Source organism: Acidithrix sp. C25, assembly GCF_904848545.2.
This window is the reverse complement of sequence record NZ_CAJHCI020000001.1, coordinates 386146-405252: the sequence shown is the minus strand read 5'-3', so window position 1 is coordinate 405252 and position 19107 is coordinate 386146. Positions and strand designations below refer to the sequence as shown.

Below are 19107 nucleotides of genomic sequence, written 5' to 3'. Positions count from 1 at the left end.
TGCTGAGATAGTTAAGGTGGAGAAGGCCGAGCGTTTGGCCACTGCCAACCTACATATAGCTGCAGAGATACATGATCTGCTTGGACACGATCTTTCCTTGCTGGCGCTGAGTATCGAAGTGGCTCGGATCACCACCGCTAAAGACCCTTCGTCGGTTGACCATGTTCTTGAGTCATTAGCACATCGAGCACGCTCAGCTATGGGATCTTTAAGTGACCTTGTCTTAGATTTATCAAAAGACCAAAGTACATCCCAACTCCAACTTATGGCGAAACCTTTCGAAGATGTTGTACCCTTGGTCAAAGAAATCGTTATTTCGGCAAATTCTGCAGGACTGGAAATCAGTTTTGCATGCCCAGACCAGACCATAATCACCGAAGATACTATCTGCAATGCAATCATACATTTAGCAAAAGAGGCAATCACTAACCTTTCAAACCATTCAGTATCAAATAAAGGGGTTTTTACTTTATCAAAAAGTTCGAAAGGGATTCATCTGGAACTTCTTGATGATGGTCCTATGGATACTCACAACCAGAGAAACCACCAAGGGGCCGGACTCATCAATTGTCAAAAAAGAGCCCAATCTCTAGGTGGGTATGCTGGCTTCTCTTTAGTTTCAGATTCGAATAAAGGAAGCTTCACTGCCTTTATTCCTTGGATCAACTCGGCAGCTCAATGATTCGTGTCCTAATTGTTGATGACGAACGTGTGGTTATTGACTCGATTTCGATCCTCATTTCCTCACGGGATGATATGGAAGTTGTAGGTAGTGCACAAAATGGCTATGAAGCCATCTCATGCATTGAAGCCGCAACTCCTGACGTAGTCCTTATTGACATCTCAATGCCCGGACTCTCTGGAGTGGAGACGACAAAACAGATCAAGGACCGTTTTGTTGGACCTCCGGAAATTGTGATCTTGACTACATTTGCTCTCAACCAAATGGTACTTGCTGCCCTTAACGCTGGGGCCCAAGGGTTTATCCTCAAGTCGGACCCACCCCAGGATCTCTTTAACGCGATCATCACGGCGCACCGAGGAGATGCTCTTATTTCGCCTAAGATGTTGCGAAGTCTGATCACAGGGCTTGCCACAAAAGAGGCACCAAAAACGAATGCCGAGGTGCTAAGCTCCAAGTGCTCATCGAGAGAACTTGATGTATTGGCACTAATAGTCAACGGGCTGACTAACGCGGATATAGCCAGTCAGCTATATATCTCGGAAAACACTGTCCGTTCACACGTCGCCCATCTCAGAGAGAAGCTGATGGTCAAGTCAAGGGCGGCCCTAGTTGCCAAAGGCTGGGAACTGAGACAATAAACTGATACGCCCCGGAAATCTTAGAGACCCCTAGTCTTTCAGTTAAGGAGTCATCATTATGGCAAGAGTAAAGAAGTATTCACCCGAAGTTCGTGATCGAGCAATACGAATGGTCACGGACCATCGAGGTGAGTATCCCCCACAGTGGGCAGCTATTCAATCTGTTGCTCAGAAGCTGTAAATGACGCCCGAGACGCTACGTACTTGGGTACGTCAGGCTTCGATAGATGTCGGTGAGACTAAAGGAACAACTACTCAACGAGATAGAGCGCACCCGTATTGGAACGGGTCGTCTTTGTCCTCATTGTGACGAACCAGTCGCCCACGTCGATCTCGATAACTAACCTTCCATCGTTAAATCCAGAGCTCCATCAAAGTTCCCGTAAGTATTTTGATGTACCCAGCATTTTAAGTCAACAATCACCACAAATGCTTCTGTTGTGATTGTGGATTTGTTTGTTACAAAGTTGGTGGTAGTGAGAGATGTCCTAAATAGTAAAGAACCAGCCATATTTTAAAGATTTAATCTAAACAACTAGTTGGCCAGACAGCTCAAATTCCATCAAATATCGTGCTTTTAGGGGTATTGACATCCGTCTCTGCTACGCTAATGCGTACCCAAGAGAACCGATTGGTTCTGCGATAATGGAGTCTCCATTAAACCCGGGGCGTATCAATTTTTGAGCGCTCTTTGTTTTACGGACGCCAAGTGGGGTTGGTCCGCCAAACCATTTTTCATCGGAGATGTCTTTGTTTGTGAACCAAACACACTTGCGAGAAGGATTGCCGAAGGTGAAATCCTTTCTGGCGAGGAGATTCAAGAGATTGCACTTCGGCTCTCACGACTCCTTCCTCCTAAACCCGGCTGGACAGAAAATTCAGGCGATCGAGCGTGACTTGCCAATAAAAAGTGTCCGCAAACGACCAGGAGAGTTTCGAGGGTGCTGCTATCTCCCATTTGACGAAAATCTTTTTGAAACAAGCACCCGGTTCTACTTTGGAGCGACTGCGAATTGCTTTCCAGGATTCAAAGGCATCTTCTAACGGGTGGATCAATGCCTCCTTCAAGACTAATCAAGACTAATAGAGAAGCTGGGTAGGAAGTTATAATCAAAAATCGATTTACCCATATTCCTCGATCACGACAAAGAAGACCTCGGAAAAAAAACCGCCTGGAAGCACTTTTAGAACAAGATCGTCCAGAACTCCAAAAGATTCCGGCGAGCTTCCGACCGATCAAGGCATGGAGACTAACTCTAAAGCGGACTTAAACATCCTTGCTTCTCATTGTCTAAAGTTGATCCAGCCACTGTAGTTTTGTGGCTGGCCATTTCTTGACTCTGCTAGGATTGGGGAATGCATTTGACCAGCTCACTTCGTCGATTACGCTCCGTCTACGAGAAAGGTCTGCTTTTTCTTCCAGACGAACTCTATGACCGCCTTACACCTAAGCGCGAGTTGACTACAATAAACTCTGTTGCGGACCTCGACTGGGTCTTCGACCGTGCAGCCACTCTCTTCGAGCGCTCCGAAGACGAGGCTAGGCTTTTTCTTGACGGAATCCAACTTGCTGCGCCGCCAATGCCAGATGATCCATTCTCCAATGCCTACAAAAATGCTCAGTGGAAGCTTTACGAACAGGTATCTGGTAAGGAGAGATACGGTGTCGAAAATGAACATTCGGACTTTGATCTAGGTATTGCGCTCAGGCGCCCCTTCCCCTACTCAACAGGGTCATCAGGATTGATAGGAGATCAACTAATTGCCTATGGCTTCATAATCAAGACACTCGGAATAAAGCCTGGTGACCGCGTAGTGGAATTCGGTGCAGGCTGGGGGAACCTTTCGCAACAGCTCGCTCTGCTCGGTTGCGACGTGACCGTAGTTGAGATAGACCCGTCCTTTGTCAAGTTGATAGAAGCTTCCTGTCGCGCTGGGTCACCAATTCGAGTTCTTCAAGGAGATATGCTGACGTGCGATCCCGGAAATGACTATGATATCGCTATCTTCTTTGAGTCCTTTCATCACTGTTCGGACCATCTGGATATGCTGCGTCGTTTGCACAATGTCATTCGCCCGGGAGGCCGCGTCGCTTTCGCCAGTGAGCCGATAGGTGCTCTATCGTATCCTTGGGGTCTTCGTCTTGATGGTCTATCGCTTTGGAGTACTCGAAAATACGGATGGCTCGAGCTTGGCTTCACCAGAGATTATTTCTTCGAAGCACTCCGAAAAACGAGGTGGACACCACAAAGAGCAAGAAGTAGAACTATATCGCCAATGGCGGACATCATCATTGCAACCCAGGGCTGAGCCAAGTTAAATCAATTTAATGTGGTTTTGATGAACTCTCCTAGCCAACAGATTCGGGCGACTAGGAGAGTGGTCTGTTGTAACGTCTCGAATTTCAGAGCTTTTGCTGATCGCTCCGCTCCAGTGCAATCCAGTTCGAGACAGTCGATTTTGATAAACCGCCTTAGACCATCTCCTATAGCTCGGATGTGATAAACAATCACAGCGAGCTTTCAGGTAGCAAATAACTGATCCACTAAATCGTCAATTGAATCGATACGGAGTCTGTGGAGGATTTTCTAGACGGAGGATATGAAACAGCTCAAGTGAAAAGGATGCCAAATATTGGACCTGCAACGGCACCTTCGCTGACCTGACACGAACCAAGAAAATCTTTGAATTGCCGGAGGCCCTTATTGGCGACCTCGAGCAACGTTGTGTCGATGAGCGCCGAGAAAAGCGGAGATGCGTCACATAAACCGAGATTGTGGAGAAGGCCATCTCAAATTATCTGTATGAAAACCAATATTTCGATATTACAAGCTGTTTAGATGTAAACGTTCGGTGAACCCATACCACCCCTGACGAAAACAGGGGCTGAACACGAAGCGCTAGATAGTGTTAACTGGTAGTCATGGACAGTTTGCATACAACCGAGTCAGCGTACTGGAAGGCGGAGGCAGAACGCCTCGCTGGCGATAATGCCCGTCTTCAGGCTGAGAACGCCGAGCTTCAAGCACGGGTTAGTGAACTCGAAGGCCAGATTGGCGCGCTCACCGAGAAGGTGACGACTCTCGCAAAGCTCGTCTTTCTGAAAGCGCAACAGAATATCAGATTGGCCCGGGAGGTCACTCTCTAACGGGTTGGCCGAATGTTTACGATTAGATGGCCGCTTTTGTATGGTCTACTGTAAGCGCATGCTTTCTATAGAGAAAGCGATTTACAGGAAGATAGACCGCTAGACATCCAATCAGTTTATGTATGTGAATCAACTAAGTGATGTTTGACGTGAATCGGATTTGATCTGTTGCCGGGTCGCACTGTCGGATCCTACGGGTTTACATTCGAATGGAAACCTGAGATAGCTGCTCTAGGGGCTTTTAGATCCGCCAACCCTAGAATATGTCAGTTTGTTTCAACTTGCTTTGCAAGCCAGAAAAACCACGGCCTAGGTATCTTTTGAGGGTAATCCGCCAGGAATTTAAACCCGAAAAACCCAAAATCATCTTTTAAGCAGATGCGACGCGCAAAATAAATAGTTAGCGTTACTACCAGTGTTCTATGACTACGGAGGTTGGCTTCGAATGTAGTAATGGCCATGGAATTATTTATAGCAGAACCAATAAATCAAGGCCTTATCCACGATAGGCGAACTCGTTTAACGCGCCGTATCGACGAACGCTATCAGCGTGATAGCTAATAAGCAAGAGGGGATGTTCACGGTGGATATTAGAAGAATAACAGGAAGGATCGCAGTTGGATTGGGGGCATTGGCTGTTAGTGCGGCAGCCATTGGCGTTAGTGCAACCACTGCATCTGCGCAAAGCGCGAATATCTCGACAGTCTCTGGGAAGAGTGTGATTTCCAAAAAACCCATACCTATGAATGAGAATTATTATTACCAATATCGAAGTATTGAAAATGTTTACCAGGGAATGCACGCTGGCGACTGGGGGACCTGTAATTACGTCCAACCTGAACCGTTCCCAGCTAGTTATCAATGTAACAAAATTATTACGACTAGCGCGAGCATTGGCGGAGGCATAGGCAATATCCCCGTCGGGGAGATCTCGGCGTTAATTGGGTTTAACATCAATTGGTCATATACGGAGGGGCTTGGAAGCGGCTTCAGTCTCACACTACCCGCAGGCGGCTACGGACCTATCTTGGCGGGGTCAGAGTACTCGCAATATTACGTAGTCAGCCAATTCCGTTTGTGCACTGCACAGGGAAATTGCAACGCATGGGGCGGCAACCAAGCAAATAACGTACAGCGTTACGATTCGCCCACCTATAAATTTGCAGGAGTCTACTGAGTCTGATGGGAGCTAATAATTTGCAGCTTTTGTTTAAGCATCGTCTTTCGAAAAAATTAACGAATCTTGCGATTTGTGTTATGGCAGCTGGCTTGCTGGCGAGCTGTGGAAATACATCGGACGTGTCAAGCGTAAAATTGATCCCTGCTGTTGCTGACAAGGTGGTGTTTTATGTTGGAACTGGTACCGGACCAAAGATAATCAACCTTAATCAGGTTTACCTTGGCCCTAAGAATCCTAAGAATCTCCCTGGCGGCCTACTTGCTATTGTTGCGAACTGCAAGGGGAAGGGGTCCCTGCTCGTTAGAGTGCTACCTGGCGGAGAAGCTGACGATCCAACGTGTAATTGGCCCAATGGAGGTGGAGGGTCAATGGAAACCCTTCCCGCCAAACAGCCATGGCCAACCAAGATTGTGATCAAAGCAGCCAAGAGGACACGTTGGAGCATAGCCGTAGTGGACCCACAGGGTTCAACCGGCGTGGCAGAACCTGGATGACTTGGATCTAGTTTCGACTAAAGACATTGGGGCGTCAGTCGCTTCAGTTTTTAACTCATCGGAGGACACATGTTAGTTCGCCGGCTTATGATCTCACAACTTGTGCAGCGATGGGTGCTGGCGTCCTTCTGATAGCTTGGGGTCGAAGTCCGGGCCAAAGAACACTTGTGGGGGCACCCCTCCGCCACTGTCGTGGCGCAAGCGTCCCACAAGTGTTCACGCGATCCGGATAAAGGAGCCACCTGTTCAAACGCCCGTTGTCTTGGTTGATGGCCTTGGTGTCGCCCCCGAACTCTCCAAGGAGTGGTAATCCACATTTTCACGCTCGATCCAAAGACACTGTCCAGCCAACTAGAACCTTATCAAGAGTCTTGTATCCGTCGCAATTAGCGGTCGCGCAATACCGGTATCGGTCCGTACTTCTGTGAAGTCTAGTGAAGGTGAGCTACCATAGCATGAAACACAATCTACTGCGCGCATTCCCAGTGATCCTTATTTGGAGCACTGGGTGCGGTCGACTTATATTTGAATAGGGATCAATTGGGATTCGGAGCTTCAGGTTCCACTTCTCTCCTAGTGAAGCTCCTGATTTTGGGGGCCGTAACTTTCGTGGCCCTCCCGACGGTATTGTCGGTAGGCTTGAGGCGACTCGGCGAGGATCCAGAGTTTCGGCGACTCCTTAAGTATTCGATGGTCCTGGTAAGCCTTTTGACCGTCGGTCAGATGTTTATACACCGTAATCCACTTTCCTCCGGCATTTTGGTTCCGTCCTTGTTATTTGCGCTTCTATTGGTCGAACTGTGGTCCAGTAGAGCGTTTCGAAGGAGAAGTGTAGGTGTGTGAATCAACTAAGTGATGTTTGACGTGAATCGGATTTGATCTGTTGCCGGGTCGCACTGTCGGATCCTACGGGTTTACATTCGAATGGAAACCTGAGATAGCTGCTCTAGGGGCTTTTAGATCCGCCAACCCTAGAATATGTCAGTTTGTTTCAACTTGCTTTGCAAGCCAGAAAAACCACGGCCTAGGTATCTTTTGAGGGTAATCCGCCAGGAATTTAAACCCGAAAAACCCAAAATCATCTTTTAAGCAGATGCGACGCGCAAAATAAATAGTTAGCGTTACTACCAGTGTTCTATGACTACGGAGGTTGGCTTCGAATGTAGTAATGGCCATGGAATTATTTATAGCAGAACCAATAAATCAAGGCCTTATCCACGATAGGCGAACTCGTTTAACGCGCCGTATCGACGAACGCTATCAGCGTGATAGCTAATAAGCAAGAGGGGATGTTCACGGTGGATATTAGAAGAATAACAGGAAGGATCGCAGTTGGATTGGGGGCATTGGCTGTTAGTGCGGCAGCCATTGGCGTTAGTGCAACCACTGCATCTGCGCAAAGCGCGAATATCTCGACAGTCTCTGGGAAGAGTGTGATTTCCAAAAAACCCATACCTATGAATGAGAATTATTATTACCAATATCGAAGTATTGAAAATGTTTACCAGGGAATGCACGCTGGCGACTGGGGGACCTGTAATTACGTCCAACCTGAACCGTTCCCAGCTAGTTATCAATGTAACAAAATTATTACGACTAGCGCGAGCATTGGCGGAGGCATAGGCAATATCCCCGTCGGGGAGATCTCGGCGTTAATTGGGTTTAACATCAATTGGTCATATACGGAGGGGCTTGGAAGCGGCTTCAGTCTCACACTACCCGCAGGCGGCTACGGACCTATCTTGGCGGGGTCAGAGTACTCGCAATATTACGTAGTCAGCCAATTCCGTTTGTGCACTGCACAGGGAAATTGCAACGCATGGGGCGGCAACCAAGCAAATAACGTACAGCGTTACGATTCGCCCACCTATAAATTTGCAGGAGTCTACTGAGTCTGATGGGAGCTAATAATTTGCAGCTTTTGTTTAACCTGGATCCACCGAAAATTTAGCCGCTCAACTTTGATTTTGGCATAGAAAAGGTGCTCTGAACTGGTAGAATGATGTTTGAACACACTTCAAATCTATCAGTTCAAGGAGCACCTTTTAGATGCGAGCATCTACTAGTGCTTTAGAGTGTTTGATAGTCACCTTTGACGATTCGAACGCAGTTTCCAACAGTGGGTTAATACTCCCTATCACCCTTGCTGAGAGACTTGGCCTTAGGGATCTCTTTGATTTACACATTGACCTAGAGGATCGTCCTGGACGAGCAAATGTTGGCAGAAAAGCTATGGCTATCGTCGCATCTATCTTGGCCGGTGGTGATTGCATTGATGACACTGCAATCCTTGAAAGCCCAAATGCGCAAGTTATCCTTGGTCAGATAATGCCAGCACCATCCACTCTTGGTGTCTTCTTGCGTAGTTTTGAGACCAGTGACATCGCAGATGTTGAACGAGTTGCAGCTTTGTTGCTAGAACGAGCCTGGCTAGCTGGAGCAGGTCCAGGTGATGAGCCGTTCACCATTGATGTTGATTCCACAATATGTCAGGCATATGGAAACAAAAAAGAAGGAGCTGGATTTGGTTATACCAACCTAAGGGGGTATCACCCACACCTAGCAGCAGTTGGTAAAACAGGTGACATTCTTGGAATAGTGACTCGTGAAGGCAACGCCAATACCGCCCGTGGTGCCGGGGAGTTTGTAACCCAGGTAATCAACAATGCCAGAGCCGCTGGAGCAACTGGTGAAATAACCATGCGTTTTGACTCTGGGTTCTTCTCAAGAGCCGTTAGAGACGCAGCTAGTGCGGGTGATGCTCGCTTTTCTATTACAACACGGATGTCCAAGAGACTAAAAGGTATCATCTCCGATATACAAGAGGATGCCTGGACTTCAATTCCTTATTGGCTTGAAGGTGGAGCTGATGTAGCAGAAGTGAAATACCGTCAAATACAGTAAATATTGCGCATTTGCAAGAGATAGACAAGACGTTCGTCTTATCGTAGGAAGGGTCAAGCCTACTCCAGGGTCTCAGCTGGCACTATTTAGTGACTATGACTATCACGCATTTATTACCGATCGACAAGGCGAAACGCTTTTCCTTGAGGCTGATCACCGAGCACATGCCCAGATCGAACTAGTCATCAAGGATCTCAAAGGAGGTTCTAGGTGGAATCATGTTCCATCCCGATACAAGAACGCTAATGCCGTTTGGTTGGCTCTGGTCTGGTTAGCCATTGGTGCAATTGCACACAACCTGGCACGGTGCAACTGCACACAACCTGGCGCGGTGCAACTGCACAACCTGGCGCGGTGCAACTGCACAACCTGGCGCGGTGCAACTGCACAACCTGGCGCGAATAGGTGCTATTACAGAAACTGTTATCACCACACCAAAGCTTCGACGGTGTTACTTTCAGATCGCAGGACATATCACTCGTTCAGCTAGAAAAGTAATACTGCATCTTGAAGAACACTGGCACTATAAGGATAAGTTCTTAGAGGCTCTTGATCGGATCAGAAAGTTTGAGATCGCCATCACCTGAACATCTGGTTACCTAACACACTGAATATTACTTGAAGGAACTGCTCTAGAAGACAAGGGATTAGGTCACTATACCCAAAATGAGATTTCAGAATCTCAAAAATGACCAAACAGGCTCAACCACAAAGGGAATAGGTTATATTTGGCACTCTGAAACCAGATTTAAACCATAGACCCTCCGTCAAACCTAAATCAGTTCCAAAAAACCGACTCAGAGTCACACCGAAGGGCTCAAGCTGGTCCAATTCTGTGGATTCAGGTTAATCCACGCCAAGTACCATCCATTGCGCGTACTCTACAGTTGACCATGAGGTGTAGATGGCGATGAGGATCACCCTAACGACTTGTCATATGTCGTGCACGGGCTACCGATAAGACCAGACCTCCTACTTGTTCTTGTGCTCCTCGTTTGCCTATACGAGTTACTGAAGTACGCGAGAGATAGCTAGAGATTGCATCGGCTTGGCGATCCAAGACTTCATCAAGAGCATCGGCGATCTCGCGATTCTGAGATGCAACAATAGATAGAGATTTGGGATTGTTCACGTTGAATTCGACAAAGCGCACACCTTGTCGCTCTTGGCCTCCACCTCTTCCTCCGCGGTGCTCACCTGTTATTGGATCGATCCCCTCAACCCAAGCTTTGAAGGCGGCTTCATCTAGACCAAGGCTTGATACGATTTTGCCGTTTTGCCAAGTGTGTTCGGCAATTAATTGCGATCCGCCTTCGGAGTAATAGCCACCTGTCGTCTCTATGCCTAGCCCATCTGAAAAATAGGTGGCAGCACCTCTCCCGTCGCCTTGATAGATGTGTGCTGTCTTGTTTTTCGGGGGTTGGAGTAGGTGGCTCGCAACAGATTGGGTTGGAACAGGTGGTTAGCACAACTCGAACCTGCCATCGTCAACGCCAAATCAAGCGACTCATAGTGAAATGTGTGGAAGCTGGACCCACAAGAGATAAAGGTTTTACTCCCCTCGAAAGTTAGCCCAAATATGGCGCATGTCCTCACTCCTTACATACAGATATCGAGGCATCGCGTGACTTTTATTCGGAAGAGATTGATAGAGCATTCCACGGCGACTGAGTAGATTCGACAGACGTAAAATCTCCGCTGAATCATCACTAAGAACTACTGGACGCCATTTCCCAGGCTCCCAACCCCCAGGAGCCAAACCCTGTTCAACCAATAACCTTGACAAGGGGATAAAGCCAGTCGGAAATTGAAACTCCGGTATGGATCCGTCGAACAAAGCGCTTACAATTGCTTCCACATCGGTCGCATACCGAGCCGACAATGGGGTCTCAGAAGCGAGAAACTCTTCCAAGGGAACTTGGCAAAATCTTCGTTGAAAATCGTCGTAAGTGCTATTCGTCGAAAATAATCTGCCCTCATCAATCACTAGGGCACGTTGTCCTAGGCGATTGACCATGGATGATGACAAGGCTAACGTTAGGAAAAAGAGGGCCGACGGCACAACCTCCAGCTCCTCGTATGCTGCAAGCAGGGTCGCTTGATAGAGAGCAGAACGACAAGCAGAACTCATAACCGCTTGCCCATCGCGATGGGACTGTACCAAAGCTTTAGGCTCTCCTATGGTCAACTCCCATGCTCCACTCCGCTCACCAATAAAACCAAGTTCGTCGACTACTGACAGTCCCAACTCATGGAGTCCGAGAGCACCGTCCAGCTGAAAGTAGGAGAGCGCCTCTTTGACCGAGGGTCCGAGATTTAGCTGATAAGCCCAGTCTGCACAGATGAGTACCTCGCCCCCAAACAATGCGCCAGCGCCTAATCGTCTCGGAAGCCAACGTACGGTGTCGGAAAAGTCACGAACCAGAAGGCTACTTAGGTATTCGACAAGCTCGGCGGAGGGAAGAGGCGAAGTTTCAACTTTGATCGATCGCAATGCATGCACCTTTCCCTATGAGCACCATACTGAATTGAGGGCTATAGTACATGTCCCAGTCGAAGCTGAGTTTCAAGTTATTCCCAGACATATCCTCAAGCCTCAACCCAGATAAAGATCGGACTGCCATACGCGTCAGTCCCGACGTAATGACACTCAAGCGGTGTGCCATAAGGGTCGAGCGCATAATCACCGGGATTATCGCATTCCTCGCCTGCCCAGTATGCTACAGATCCGCAGGTACCTCCTGGCTTGCATATTAATGCGGGTTTGGGGGTTTGGGGGCGAGGTGCGCCACTCGCCCATGCTGCAGACCCAGTTAATCCGACCGCCACACTCGATAACGCCAATGCCCCCAATCCAACTCCGATCCTTTCTGTTATTCTTTTAATTCCCATTGTGAACATCCCCTCTTATTAATGGTTATCATGCTGATAGCGTTCGTCGATACGGCTCGTTAAACGAGTTCGCCTATCGTGGATAAGACCTTGATTTATTGATTCTGCTATAAAGCATCCCCATGGCCACCACCACATTCGAAGCCAACCTCCGTAGTCATAGAACACTGGTAGTAACGCTAACTATTTATTTTGCGCGTCGCATCTGCTTAAAAGATGATTTTGGGTTTTTCGGGTTTAAATTCCTGGCGGATTACCCTCAAAAGATACCTAGGCCGTGGTTTTTCTGGCTTGCAAAGCAAGTTGAAACGGCTTTGCATAATGAATTGTTGAAACCAGCTGCTTTTTTCTGGAATAGGTAGATCTAAAAGCAGGCAAGTGCGATAGCTATTCTGATATTCACTGGAAAAGTATTTCAAATTTATCAACTAATCGATAATAAAGTTAAATATTGATTTTGGATTGGCTTGAAACGCTCGATCAAATACGTCCTCCAGCCCAAAAGGCTGAGGAGATCCCAATCATTATGTATATTGCGACCGGGAGACTAAGTGTCAATGAGATAACCAACCGTTCTAGCTTTAAGCTTCGACGAATTACGACTACCACCGGGAGCACGACCGCCGCAATAATATCAATGCTGGTAACCACAGTTTGCACCGACAGACTCGAAATTGACCATCCGAGAAGCGATGCGTTCAACAGCAAGTCCAGAAAGAGCCCTGCCAAACTAGCGTATACAATCCAGCCGTTTCGATCTAATGCAAGTCGCACTGCGAAAAACGGCACAACAACGGCGACCAAGAAGATGAGAACAACTGTCATGGCGCCGCCGATTTCCCTAGATGCAGAGGCGGAGAACAGCATCGATGAAAGCAAGCCAAGATTAGCCAGCAGCGAGATCGCTGCTCCTACCGCCGCGGCCACAATCAATTCAAAACGACGCCACGGGCGAGTTGCAATTCCAACACACGCCGATAAGACGGGAACTGCCGAAGCAACGAAAGTGAAGGTTGCTCCGAGCACCCCTCCTCTAAATAGGCTGTGGGCCCCTTGAATCTCTGCGTACACACTGTTCCTCCTTGTAATTCCTGCCCTAATTTAAGTATCGCCACTCAAGGATTGAATACGGAGCCCTATCGATTACCTATAACCAAATAGCAATAGCTACGACTGTAGCTTTCAGCCAATGGTCTCGCACGACATGGGCGTAGATGAGCCGCCATTCCATTGGAACGGAGTGGTACCATCCTCCCCAACATAGCGAACGCACAACTTATCGCCTACGTGGAACCAAGAGTTGCTGTAAAAGCTGAACGTTACGCAAAGCATGGTTCCAGCTTGTCCACAACCGTATCCGAAGCAGTATGTATTCGGATTGCCGTAACACACAATTGGCGCCTGCTTTATAACCGCTCCATTGCGGATGAGCTGCGCAGCACTGCAGCCACTGTAGCTCGCATAGGCACTTTTTACCACGTTCGATACGTAGGTGCCGTAACCGGTTACTCTGATGAACACTCCAAACTGACCCAACCCTGGAGGTGCTCCTGTGCATCCGCTGGCCGTCAGTGGCGTGAGCAAACTATTGTGCGTTAGCTGGGGAGGAATTTGAATCGCAACATTTTCGCTTACAACGATGTTCGACAAATATACGTGCGTAACGGCAACTAGATCAGCACCTTGAGCTGCTGTAGCAGATGCGCCGGTCGCACTAACGCCAATGGCGGCCGCGCTAACAGCCAATGCCCCCAAACCAACTGCGATCCTTCCTGTTATTCTTTAATACCCACTGTGAACACCCCCTCTTGCTTATTAGCTATCATGCTGATAGCGTTCGTCGATACGGCTCGTTAAACAAGTTCGCCTATCGTGGATAAGGCCTTGATTTATTGGTTCTGCTATAAATAATTCCATGGCCATCACCACATTCGAAGCCAACCTCCGTAGTCATAGAACACTGGTAGTAACGCTAACTATTTATTTTGCGCGTCGCATCTGCTTAAAAGATGATTTTTGGGTTCTTCGGCCTTTATTTTCTTGATGAAAGCTTTTCAATAAACACTTGGATAATGGTCCTATTGATGATCGTAACCAAAGAAGCCGCCATGGGACTGGACTTATTAATTGTCAAACAAGAGCCCAATTTCTAGGTGGGTGCGCCGGCTAAGCATTAGTTACGGGTTCGAATAGAGGTAGCTTCACAGCCTTTATTCCTTGGAACAATACGAAAATTCAATGATTCGTATCCTAATTATCGATGACGAGCGTGAGGTCATAGAGTCGATTGAGGTTCTAATTTCCTCAAGAGATGATATGAAAGTTGTGGGCAGCTTACAAAATGGTCATGGAGTGATCTCATATATTGAAACTTTGCGGCGTGACGTAGTCCTTATGAATATTTCAATGCCCGGACTCTCTGGAGTAGAGACGACAAAACAAATCAAGGATCATTTTGTTGGGGCTCCAGAGATTGTGATCCTAACTACCTTCGATCTCAATCAAATGGTACTTTCAGCCCTTCACGCTGGAGCCCAAGGTTTTATCCTTAAGTCCGACCCACCCCAAGATCTCTATAGCGCGATCATTACTACGCACAGAGGAGATGCTCTTATTTCTCCAAAGATGTTGCGAAACCTTGTCACCAGTCTTACTGCGAAACAGCCTCAAAAACTGCACGTCGAAGTGCTGAGTTCTAAGTGCTCATCTAGAGAGCTTGATATATTGAAATTAGTAGTACAGCAGGCTGGCGAACGCAGATATAGCTAGCCTGCTGTACATCTCAGAAAACACTATCCGGTCACACGTCGCTCATCTTCACGATAGGTTAACTGTAAGGTCAAGGGCAGCCCTAGTTGCAAAAGGTGGGGAATTGGTAGAATAACTTGTGATCTCATATTGCACAGGGAGAAGCGTTGACGTTGCTCTTTAGGTGGATAGCTAGAAATCTCGATACCAAGATCAAGCAAGGATACTTTCATACCGAGGCAACACCTAGCGGTGAGTTTCAGGATAGTTCTCGAATTTGCCCGCGTTAATATCTACCATTTCCAGAATATGGCAGCTTCTTTTAGAAATATATTACACAAATCCGTTTGAACTGATTCGCTAACCAGGAAGAGCAGAGCCTAGGCATTTTTTAAGTTAATCGCCGAGAAATCTACAGCCCAAAAGATGATTTCGAGGTTTTTTGAGCTTTAAATTCCTGGAAGATTACCCTCAAAAGACACCTAGGGTATGGTCTTTCTGGCTTGCAAAGCAAGTTGGAACAAACTGCCATACTCTAGAGTCAATGGATCTAAAAGTAGGCAAATGCAACAACTGTCCTGAAACTCACCGCTTACCTTACAGGAAGATTGACAACCTATCTGCAACCGTTGTTGGACCATCTCTCACAATCGCCGATGGACTAGCCACTGCTGTCTTCATCGCAGGTTTAGAGATCTTTGATGCAGTTGCGGCACTCGATGGAAACGAGTGTGCTCTTACAAAAGGAGATAGAAGGCTATATGCCACTAAGAACTTTCCATTTATCCGATAGCGTACTCGCCCAGGCGAACTCCTGCTATTTGAGTAGCTTGGCCAACTAATGCCCCACTAGAGTCCCATGCGTAACATCTTTCGTCGACCAATTGACCCTGAATTAGGTTGGCACGCTGCATTATCCACAGCGACCCAGGTGCTGGCCTCGTACGAACGTAGGTATTTAGCGCTAGTGTCGGCACCCAGCCAGACCGTTCGATCTCAAAGGTTGCTGGCGGAAAAGAGTCCAGGGCATACTGAAGCGAAACCGAGTCAAAGTCTTCACCCTCTGGAAGTCTCAACCATCCCCGTAACTCGCCACTGCCCGATGGAAAGTTTTCGCTATATATCTTGACGTTGGGATCAAGTCGAATATCAACCTGTTCCATAATCGCAGCTTTGAAACCTCCAGGGGATTGAACTGGAATGCTAAGACACTGATCCCATGGAGTAACCGATTGGAATTGCTCATCTCGCTCCCAATAAGGCTTTGCCAATGGATCAAAAGTGGTGACAACTGTTGTCACCACAAGACAAAGTTGGCCCCCTTGAGTCATTTGCCCACCGAGTTGAGCAAAGTTGCGCCCGCTGCGATATAAAGTAACATCTATCTCGACGGGTCCTGGATCAGGAGATATCAGATATGTGCAGTTTGAGGATAAGACATCGCCAAAGCTTGTCTCGCTAAGGATTGCTCGGTCGACCAAAGCCAAGAGGTAACCGCCATTTGGCTTACCAGCGATGGTGAAATCCTCATCTATGATCGCACCATAATGACCCTCACCTATCTTTTCCAACTTAGATACACCCGAAAATAACTTCTTCAAAACCACTCCCTGCACCGCATCTCAACTAAGAGATAGATCCTAACTTCCTAGAGCCAACTACTACTTAGATGAAAAACATGTGGAAGATTTGGCCTTAGCTCGCCAACAAATTCCACTCCGAGCACCAGCCCAGGAATATAGAATAAATTTGCTCGAGCGCTAGCGCTTCGTAGCCATAAGGGTAAAGCTCAAAGGCAATTGGACCCAGCCATCGGGTTGGACGAAGTGTTCATTTGTGCTCTTGGTCATTCCTTCAGCATTCAAAAACGAGGTCCAAGAATGTTCTTCAAGATGCGTGATAACAAAGCCCCGAGACGTTAGCGCCGTGACTATCTCGCCGATGGAATGATTCCAGATGTAGGTTTTAAATGTGCCTAGATCATCTGAACCATCCACATAGCTTCCTTCGGACTCGTCTATCATTGGTGAATCCTTCTCGAAGTAGTCACCCGAGAGGGACCAATTTCCATCCACCCGCTCAACCATTTGCGCCAAAGGGTGGACCTCATGCATAAAAAGCACTCCGCCCTGCCTTAGAAGATGATCGACAGCCTTAGCCCAAGAATCAATCTTTGCTATCCAGCAGATAGCACCTAAGCTCAAATAGACAAGATCAGCCAAATCTTTAACGAAGGTTACTGCAACCTCTTCAACTGAACATATTTCAAAGCTGCATCGCTCAAAAAGGCCAACTCTACGAGCTAACTCTCTCGCCTTTTCAATTGCAGTCTGCGAATAGTCGATTCCGATCACCCTCGCGCCTGCTGCAGCGATCGACAAAGAGTCCTTGCCGAAGTGGCATTGCAAATGCACAACGTCTTTATCGGTTAGATCCCCAAGAAGATCTTCTTCTCGCTCTCGCATCGAAAGACCAGTCGAGAGCCACTTGTCGACCTCGTAAAAGTCAGAGTCAAAGTGCGACTCAACCACCGCCTCCCAATAACCTCTATTGGCGGCAATCATCTCATCTTCACCCAGCACGTCTACCCCTATTCTCAAATCGCCTCGAGATCTTATATCCGCGCCAGAAAGCCATGACACACAAATGCTAGATACAACTAGCCAATAGCCCCTGTACTTGCAAGGCCAAAGAGCCACATCCAACACCAACTACCAAGATAATCCTAGCCAGGGTTACTTCTTCGACATTGTTTGACTGCGTCAATCAAATTTCATATCTAAATTCAGCCCATGGAAGCTCCAGCTCCAACCGGTGAATCGAAAGTTGATTCAAAGCAGCAATCGTCGCATCTCTGACACAATGCATTTCGGAACGGAAAAATCCAATTTTACAAATTGCAATTTACTAAATATGCAACTCTACGCGCAAGAAAGAGTGACCGTGCCCTGGTGAATTTCAATTGAGCCACAAAATCACTACTACCCTGTTCAGCTCTATATTGGCGTAGCTTCTGACACCTGAAGTTAGTAGTCTATTATTGCTGCCCATGCGTAGGTTCGACAAACCTAATCCTTCGATTTCATCTTTATGGAGCCAGATCTACATTGATTCATTTCTGTGATCAGATACGTTCGCGAGCCTCTTGGTCCACTTCACCTAGAGAAGACCTTTTGTAAAGGCTGGAGTTGTCAAGGCTGGGGCATCCTAAGTTTTCTCAGCTACCCCATCGAAAAACGCTCGCTCTGCGGCAATAGAAAACCGTCCCATTTTGAGGCTATCCGGTTCATGATCCTAGATTAATGCCAGGTTTGGCGAAGTTGTCCTAAAAGCTAGTCAATAGCTAAACGAGATTCACCAAGGCAATCAAACACTCTTTCTTGGGTAATAATGGCTTCAAACGTCTAGGCAAATTACCATTTATAGATGAGAGGTTCTAACGGGCCGAGCTTGTCTGAATAAGGCAACCTCTACTAGAAAAAAGCGACAGAAAAGGCCAACCCGACCACACAACTAGCTGGGGTATCTCCTTGTTTTGTACCATCTGGAGAAGAGATAAGAGCAGTAGGACAACTTCATTGGCTAATGGCAAGGAGTTCCGTCTTCCATTGTTGAACAGGGTATAACAGAGGCCTCACTCCTATGTAATCTTGTAATCTGGTGTCATCTTCGACGACGATCAAACGATTACCACCCAGCCCAAGCGAGATCTAAACGATGGGTTTTAAATCTATCTCCAAAGATTCCCTCCATGGCTGCTTAATCTATAATATTCCACTCCGATACAACCTCGCTAGCACCACCAAGATGACTTCCACTCCCCGGATGACTTCATAAAAAAGATCTCGTGATCCTTGCCAGCGTTAAAGCCTTAGCGGCTCTAAAATCGCATCCATGTTTGCTCAAACTCCCCAACCACCATATACCGCTGTGATATTTACCTCGATTCTCTCTCGGGACACCGAAGGCTACATGGAGGCTGCCAAGGAAATGGAACACCTAGCCAAAATCCAAGATGGATATTTAGGGATTGAAAGTGCTCGCGACGACCTTGGTATTACGGTTTCATATTGGCGCGACGAAGATTGTGCACAAAGGTGGAAGCATGTGATGGAACATGAGGCGGTGCAGCAGATAGGAAGGCAAAGGTGGTATCAGGCCTATAAGGTTCGCATTGCAACAGTTAACCGCGCTTATTGAGTTCTATTTTGAGTTGATTCCGAACTGATCGAGGCAACTTTTACCTATCAGAAAGAGATCTGTTCTACCCTGAATACGCCACATTGAAACGACAGGCCTTAGCTTGGATCAATGCAGACCCAAAACTGATTTCTATCTGCGCCGCCAAATCGAAACGACTGCAAGGAATAAACCTTCACCTTCATCAAAAAGAGCGACCTACAGGTCCGAGTTCACTT

Annotated in this window: 21 protein-coding genes and 1 pseudogene; 15 read left to right on the top strand and 7 right to left on the bottom strand. The window is 47.3% G+C overall.

All coding sequences use genetic code 11. The features are described from left to right. Window positions 1–16 precede the first annotated feature (16 nt). From ACIDITHRIX25_RS88335 to ACIDITHRIX25_RS88285, 11 genes and pseudogenes are all read left to right on the top strand, one after another. Complete coding sequence (locus ACIDITHRIX25_RS88335) at window positions 17–682, top strand: sensor histidine kinase (protein WP_201732381.1); 666 nt, start codon at window positions 17–19, stop codon at window positions 680–682. Next, the gene (locus ACIDITHRIX25_RS88330; RefSeq protein WP_052607128.1) at window positions 679–1323 is read left to right on the top strand and encodes a response regulator; all 645 of its coding nucleotides are present in this window, start codon (window positions 679–681) and stop codon (window positions 1321–1323) included. The genes ACIDITHRIX25_RS88335 and ACIDITHRIX25_RS88330 overlap by 4 nt, the downstream gene beginning before the upstream one ends. 58 nt (window positions 1324–1381) lie before the next feature. Further along, window positions 1382–1579 (top strand): annotated as a pseudogene (locus ACIDITHRIX25_RS88325) (transposase); the annotation flags it as partial. Window positions 1580–2679: 1100 nt separating this feature from the next. Then, window positions 2680–3633 carry a class I SAM-dependent methyltransferase gene (locus tag ACIDITHRIX25_RS88320; RefSeq protein WP_201732380.1) on the top strand — a complete coding sequence of 318 codons (954 nt, stop codon included), beginning with the start codon at window positions 2680–2682 and terminating at the stop codon, window positions 3631–3633. A 613-nt stretch (window positions 3634–4246) separates the two neighbouring features. Then, window positions 4247–4471, top strand: coding sequence for a hypothetical protein (locus ACIDITHRIX25_RS88315; RefSeq protein ID WP_201732379.1), 225 nt, complete (start codon window positions 4247–4249; stop codon window positions 4469–4471). A 583-nt stretch (window positions 4472–5054) separates the two neighbouring features. Further along, window positions 5055–5648 carry a hypothetical protein gene (locus ACIDITHRIX25_RS88310; protein ID WP_201732376.1) on the top strand — a complete coding sequence of 198 codons (594 nt, stop codon included), beginning with the start codon at window positions 5055–5057 and terminating at the stop codon, window positions 5646–5648. A 5-nt stretch (window positions 5649–5653) separates the two neighbouring features. Further along, complete coding sequence (locus ACIDITHRIX25_RS88305) at window positions 5654–6145, top strand: hypothetical protein (RefSeq protein WP_213333392.1); 492 nt, start codon at window positions 5654–5656, stop codon at window positions 6143–6145. Window positions 6146–6670: 525 nt separating this feature from the next. After that, the gene (locus ACIDITHRIX25_RS88300; RefSeq protein ID WP_213333390.1) at window positions 6671–6988 is read left to right on the top strand and encodes a hypothetical protein; all 318 of its coding nucleotides are present in this window, start codon (window positions 6671–6673) and stop codon (window positions 6986–6988) included. A gap of 455 nt (window positions 6989–7443) precedes the next feature. After that, window positions 7444–8037, top strand: a complete 594-nt coding sequence (locus tag ACIDITHRIX25_RS88295; RefSeq protein ID WP_201732376.1) for a hypothetical protein — start codon at window positions 7444–7446, stop codon at window positions 8035–8037. A gap of 157 nt (window positions 8038–8194) precedes the next feature. Continuing rightward, window positions 8195–9049: a transposase gene (locus ACIDITHRIX25_RS88290; RefSeq protein ID WP_201732375.1), complete on the top strand. Its 855-nt coding sequence runs from the start codon at window positions 8195–8197 to the stop codon at window positions 9047–9049. 281 nt (window positions 9050–9330) lie between these two features. Continuing rightward, window positions 9331–9636 (top strand): hypothetical protein, encoded by a 306-nt coding sequence (locus tag ACIDITHRIX25_RS88285; RefSeq protein WP_201732374.1) that lies wholly within the window; start codon window positions 9331–9333, stop codon window positions 9634–9636. Between the two features lie 335 nt (window positions 9637–9971). On the opposite strand, the gene ACIDITHRIX25_RS88280 is transcribed toward ACIDITHRIX25_RS88285, so the two are convergent. From ACIDITHRIX25_RS88280 to ACIDITHRIX25_RS88260, 5 genes are all read right to left on the bottom strand, one after another. Continuing rightward, complete coding sequence (locus tag ACIDITHRIX25_RS88280) at window positions 9972–10445, bottom strand: relaxase domain-containing protein (protein WP_201732941.1); 474 nt, start codon at window positions 10443–10445, stop codon at window positions 9972–9974. Between the two features lie 156 nt (window positions 10446–10601). Beyond that, complete coding sequence (locus tag ACIDITHRIX25_RS88275) at window positions 10602–11552, bottom strand: hypothetical protein (protein ID WP_201732373.1); 951 nt, start codon at window positions 11550–11552, stop codon at window positions 10602–10604. 86 nt (window positions 11553–11638) lie between these two features. Continuing rightward, complete coding sequence (locus ACIDITHRIX25_RS88270) at window positions 11639–11941, bottom strand: hypothetical protein (protein ID WP_152626215.1); 303 nt, start codon at window positions 11939–11941, stop codon at window positions 11639–11641. Window positions 11942–12421: 480 nt separating this feature from the next. Further along, window positions 12422–13012, bottom strand: a complete 591-nt coding sequence (locus tag ACIDITHRIX25_RS88265; protein ID WP_201732372.1) for a hypothetical protein — start codon at window positions 13010–13012, stop codon at window positions 12422–12424. Window positions 13013–13123: 111 nt separating this feature from the next. Further along, entirely contained in the window at window positions 13124–13696 is a 573-nt protein-coding gene (locus ACIDITHRIX25_RS88260; RefSeq protein ID WP_201732371.1) for a hypothetical protein, read from the bottom strand. A 483-nt stretch (window positions 13697–14179) separates the two neighbouring features. Between ACIDITHRIX25_RS88260 and ACIDITHRIX25_RS88255 the strand changes: the two genes are divergently transcribed. The 3 genes from ACIDITHRIX25_RS88255 to ACIDITHRIX25_RS88245 all read left to right on the top strand — a co-directional run bounded on the left by ACIDITHRIX25_RS88255 (window position 14180) and on the right by ACIDITHRIX25_RS88245 (window position 15482). Then, entirely contained in the window at window positions 14180–14710 is a 531-nt protein-coding gene (locus tag ACIDITHRIX25_RS88255) for a response regulator (RefSeq protein ID WP_201732370.1), read from the top strand. After that, on the top strand, window positions 14688–14825 hold the full coding sequence (locus ACIDITHRIX25_RS88250) for a LuxR C-terminal-related transcriptional regulator (RefSeq protein ID WP_201732940.1): 138 nt from the start codon (window positions 14688–14690) through the stop codon (window positions 14823–14825). Before ACIDITHRIX25_RS88255 ends, ACIDITHRIX25_RS88250 begins: the two co-directional genes overlap by 23 nt. A 408-nt stretch (window positions 14826–15233) precedes the next feature. Continuing rightward, entirely contained in the window at window positions 15234–15482 is a 249-nt protein-coding gene (locus ACIDITHRIX25_RS88245; RefSeq protein WP_152625949.1) for a hypothetical protein, read from the top strand. Here the strand turns inward: ACIDITHRIX25_RS88245 and ACIDITHRIX25_RS88240 are convergent. Both ACIDITHRIX25_RS88240 and ACIDITHRIX25_RS88235 read right to left on the bottom strand, forming a co-directional pair. After that, a complete protein-coding gene (locus ACIDITHRIX25_RS88240) occupies window positions 15472–16290 on the bottom strand; it encodes a thioesterase family protein (protein ID WP_201732369.1) in 819 nt (272 codons plus the stop codon). The genes ACIDITHRIX25_RS88245 and ACIDITHRIX25_RS88240 overlap by 11 nt on opposite strands. Before the next feature lie 159 nt (window positions 16291–16449). Further along, window positions 16450–17271: a class I SAM-dependent methyltransferase gene (locus ACIDITHRIX25_RS88235; protein WP_201732368.1), complete on the bottom strand. Its 822-nt coding sequence runs from the start codon at window positions 17269–17271 to the stop codon at window positions 16450–16452. A gap of 1312 nt (window positions 17272–18583) precedes the next feature. On the opposite strand from ACIDITHRIX25_RS88235, the gene ACIDITHRIX25_RS88230 reads away from it, so the two are divergent. After that, window positions 18584–18889: an antibiotic biosynthesis monooxygenase family protein gene (locus ACIDITHRIX25_RS88230; RefSeq protein ID WP_052605373.1), complete on the top strand. Its 306-nt coding sequence runs from the start codon at window positions 18584–18586 to the stop codon at window positions 18887–18889. Window positions 18890–19107 lie beyond the last annotated feature (218 nt).